The organism is Rhodococcus sp. NPDC057014 (genome assembly GCF_042673295.1).
Lineage (GTDB): Bacteria > Actinomycetota > Actinomycetes > Mycobacteriales > Mycobacteriaceae > Rhodococcus_F.
This window is the reverse complement of sequence record NZ_JBHUSF010000500.1, coordinates 1-4,177: the sequence shown is the minus strand read 5'-3', so window position 1 is coordinate 4,177 and position 4,177 is coordinate 1. Positions and strand designations below refer to the sequence as shown.

The following is a 4,177-nucleotide window of genomic DNA, read 5'->3' as shown; positions in this document are numbered from 1 at the left end:
CAGTTATCCTGTGCCCGGTACCGGATTCGGTACCGGGCACAGTTTTTTCCAGCACTTTCCCAGAGGTCGTCAATGTCATCCCTTCGTATCGGATCGCTCGAACTGCGCAGTCCGGTGGTTCTGGCCCCCATGGCCGGGATCACCAACGTCGCCTTCCGCACGCTGTGCCGTGAGCTCGAGACGGAGCGCGCGGGCAGCACGTCCGGCCTGTACGTCTGCGAGATGGTCACCGCGCGTGCGCTCGTCGAGCGGCAGCCCGCGACCCTGCACATGACGACGTTCGGCCCCACCGAGACGCCGCGGTCGCTGCAGCTGTACACCGTCGACCCCGACACCACGTACGCCGCGGCCAAGATGATCGTCGACGAGAACATGGCCGACCACATCGACATGAACTTCGGCTGCCCCGTCCCCAAGGTGACCCGCAAGGGCGGCGGTGCGGCACTGCCGTACAAGCGCACCCTGTTCGGCCGCATCGTCGCGGCGGCCGTGAAGGCGACCGAGGGCACCGACGTCCCGGTGACCGTCAAGTTCCGTGTCGGCATCGACGCCGAGCATCACACGCATCTCGACGCCGGCCGGATCGCCGCGGGCGAGGGTGCCGCCGCCGTCGCACTGCACGCGCGGACCGCGTCGCAGCGGTACTCCGGCACGGCCGACTGGAACGAGATCGCCCGGCTCAAGGAGCACGTCACGGACGTGCCCGTCCTCGGGAACGGCGACATCTTCGCGGCCGAGGACGCGGCCCGCATGATGGAGCAGACCGGGTGCGACGGCGTCGTCGTCGGACGTGGGTGCCTCGGCAGGCCGTGGCTGTTCGCGGAGCTGAGCGCGGCTCTGAACGGGAAGCCGCAGCCGACTCCGCCCAACCTCGGCGAGGTGGCCACGATCATCCGCAGGCACGCGGAACTTCTCGCCGATCACCACGGCGAGGACAAGGGCCTGCGCGAACTGCGCAAGCACGTGTCCTGGTATCTGCGGGGCTTCCCCGCCGGATCGGAACTGCGGGTCGCGATGGCCCTCGTGAGCACTCTCACCGAACTCGACGATCTCCTCGTCCAGCTCGATCCGACCATCCCGTTCCCGAAGGACGCCGAGGGTCCGCGCGGACGGCAGGGATCACCCGGCACGGTCGCGCTCCCCGAGGGGTGGCTCGACGACCCCGAGGACTGCCTGGTGCCCGCCGGCGCCGACCTCATGCATTCGGGTGGTTAGCAGCACGAACGCGCGTCACCTGGCTACATGTGGGGAGCTTCGACGTTCGATAAGTACTATGGCTGGAATCCGTCGGGGCCGACGGAGGTCCGAGTCGGCGGAGAGGTCAGGGTGCATCGGTGGGTGATGATCACAGTGCGGACTCACCGACGCCCGAATCCCGCGCCCCGTGGGAACGTCCTCTAGCGGATCCCAGCTACCGGGAAGCCCAGTCGGGGCGGCCGCGGCGACTCCCGCCCCGACAGCCACCCCCCGAACGGCGGCCTCCCGAACCGCCCGCAGCCCCCGAGCACCGTGCGCCCGTGGAACGCACCGAACCGTCCCGCCACGACAGCGGGCGGATCGGCCGCCGGGCCGCGGGCGGGCCCACCGAGGCGCTCTCCGTCGCCGACCTGGTGAAGAAGGTCGCCGAGGACGAGGCGAACGAGGCGAACGATCCGGAGAAGACGGAGACGATCCCCCCGATCGACGAGCGGCAGCCGCCGCCTCCCGGGGTTCCTCCGCGCAAGACCCCACCGCCAGCGCCGCCGCCGGAACCGCCACCGAGTGCGCCCGAACCCGAATGGGTCGCAGATTCCGCCGAGACCACCGCGGTACCGCAGGTGGTCGGCAACCCGGCTACCACGCGCCTGGCCCTCAACAAGACCCGCAAACGCAAGCGCCTGCGCGCAGCGGGACGCGCCGTCGTCGCGCTGGTGGCGGTGGTCGCGCTCGCCGGAACCGGCATCGTCTGGGGCTACCTCCGGTCCACCGAGGGCAAATTCGACCAGATCGCGGCACTCGACACCGAGTCGACCGACATCGTCGACGCCGTCGGGCAGACCGGTGACGAGACCTACCTCATCGTCGGCACCGATACCCGCGCCGGCGCGAGCGGCGAGGTGGGCGCCGGAACCATCGACGACGCCGAGGGCTCCCGCGCCGACACGGTGATGCTCGTCAACATTCCCGCCGACCGGAGCCGGGTGGTCGCGGTGTCGTTCCCCCGCGACCTCGACGTCGAGCGGCCCGTCTGCCAGGGCTGGGACAACGACAGCGGCACCTACACCGAGGAGACCTTCCCCGCCGCCGACGGCGACAAACTCAACGCCACCTACGCGCTCGGCGGACCGAAGTGCCTGGTGAAGGTGATCCAGAAGATGTCGGGTCTGAAGATCGGCCACTTCGTCGGCATGGACTTCGCCGGCTTCGAGTCGATGGTCAACGAGATCGGCGGGGTCAAGGTCTGTACCACCCAGCCACTCGAGGACGGCGTACTCGGCACCGTTCTACCGCAGGCGGGCACCCAGATGCTCGACGGCAAGACCGCACTGAACTTCGTCCGCGCCCGACACGTCGAGGCGGAGGGCAACGGCGACTACGGCCGCATCAACCGGCAGCAGAGATTTCTCTCCGCCCTGCTACGGGGCGCCCTGTCCAGTCAGGTGCTACTCAATCCCGGAAAACTGAACGGTTTCATCAACGCGTTCACCCGCGACACGTTCGTGGAGAACATCGACACGAAATCGCTGGTCACGCTCGGGCGCTCACTGCAGAACGTCGACGCGGGCGCGGTCACCTTCCTGACCGTGCCCACCGCGGGCACCACCGAGTGGGGCAACGAGATTCCCCGCACCGACGACATCAAGGCGATCTTCCGCGCCATCATCGACGACGAGGCGCTGCCCGGCGAGAAGCGGGCGGAACCGCTGCCCTCGACCGCCCCCGAGCCGCAGGCCGCGCCGCCCGCCCCGGAGACGGTCCAGGCCGTCGACCCGTCCAGCGTGACGGTGCAGGTGTCGAACGCGTCGGGTGAGTCGGGACTGGCCGCGACCGCCGCCGACTCCCTGGCCGCCGAGGGGTTCCAGATCTACAGCGTCGGCAACTACACGGGCACCAGCAGCGAGACCGTCATCAGGTTCTCGCCGGGCCACGAGGCCGAGGCGGCGACCCTGGCGTCGTCGTTCCCGGGTGCGGTGCTCGAAGCGACCACCGGACTCGGAACGGTCGTCGAGGTGGCGCTCGGTTCGAGCTTCTCCGGGACCGTGCAGACACCGAGCCCGATCGACACTCCGCTGAACGTGTCGGACGTGCGAATCGGCCAGCCGGAGGACGCGGAAATCCCCGCGGACCTGGCGGTTGTGAATGCGGGCGACACGTCCTGCGATTGAGCGCACGCTCAGCGGTGTCGTTCACCCTGCGTTCACCGTGTGATCGTGACTTGGTTTCCCGTGCACCGTAGGCTGTGACCTCATGCGCGTGGCTTACAACGAACAGATGACCGAGCTTGCCGACCTGCTCGGTGAGATGGCGGGGCTTGCGGGGGTCGCCATGGAGCGAGCCACCCAGTCGCTGCTCCAGGCCGACCTCTCGCTCGCCGAGCAGGTCATCGGCGAGCACGACAAGATCACCGAGCTCAGCACCATCTGCGAGGAGCGGGCGTTCGCCCTCCTCGCCCTGCAGGCACCGGTCGCCGGCGACCTCCGCTCCGTCGTCAGCGGAATCCAGATCGTCGCCGACATCGACCGGATGGGTGCTTTGGCGCTCCACGTCGCCAAGATCGCGCGGCGCCGACATCCCAACCACGTGCTCCCCGAAGAGGTCAACGGCTACTTCGCCGAGATGGGACGCATCGCCGTCTCCATCGGTGCCGCCGCCCGTGAGGTCCTCGAGACCCGCGATCCCGAGCGTGCCGCGCGTCTGCGCGAAGAGGACGAGGCGATGGACGACCTCCACCGGCACCTGTTCACCGTGCTCATGGACCGCGAGTGGAAGCACGGCGTGGCCGCCGCCGTCGACGTCACCCTGCTCGGCCGCTTCTACGAGCGTTTCGCCGACCACGCCGTCGAGGTGGGTCGCCGGGTGATCTTCCTGGTCACCGGCAAGCTGCCCGACGACACCGAGACCGCCGTGAACGACGCCGACAACCTCACCTCCTACCCGGAACTATAGAACTCCCCCAACACTTTTCGCGCGAACGGGA

The 4,177-nt window shown here is 69.0% G+C and carries 3 protein-coding genes; all 3 read left to right on the top strand.

Features of this window, described 5'->3' with window-relative positions; all coding sequences use genetic code 11:
• Positions 1 to 72 precede the first annotated feature (72 nt).
• Positions 73 to 1,215 (top strand): tRNA dihydrouridine synthase DusB, encoded by a 1,143-nt coding sequence (dusB, locus tag ACFTZB_RS43710; RefSeq protein WP_378441951.1) that lies wholly within the window; start codon positions 73 to 75, stop codon positions 1,213 to 1,215.
• 119 nt (positions 1,216 to 1,334) lie between these two features.
• Positions 1,335 to 3,365 (top strand): LCP family protein, encoded by a 2,031-nt coding sequence (locus ACFTZB_RS43705; protein WP_378441949.1) that lies wholly within the window; start codon positions 1,335 to 1,337, stop codon positions 3,363 to 3,365.
• Between the two features lie 82 nt (positions 3,366 to 3,447).
• Positions 3,448 to 4,146: a phosphate signaling complex protein PhoU gene (phoU, locus tag ACFTZB_RS43700; RefSeq protein WP_378441948.1), complete on the top strand. Its 699-nt coding sequence runs from the start codon at positions 3,448 to 3,450 to the stop codon at positions 4,144 to 4,146.
• Positions 4,147 to 4,177 lie beyond the last annotated feature (31 nt).

What these genes read in the sequence shown, in the direction of transcription:
- dusB (WP_378441951.1), top strand. Translation starts at nt 73, where the DNA reads ATGTCATCCCTTCGTATCGGATCGCTCGAACTGCGCAGTCCGGTGGTT.
- phoU (WP_378441948.1), top strand. Translation starts at nt 3,448, where the DNA reads ATGCGCGTGGCTTACAACGAACAGATGACCGAGCTTGCCGACCTGCTC.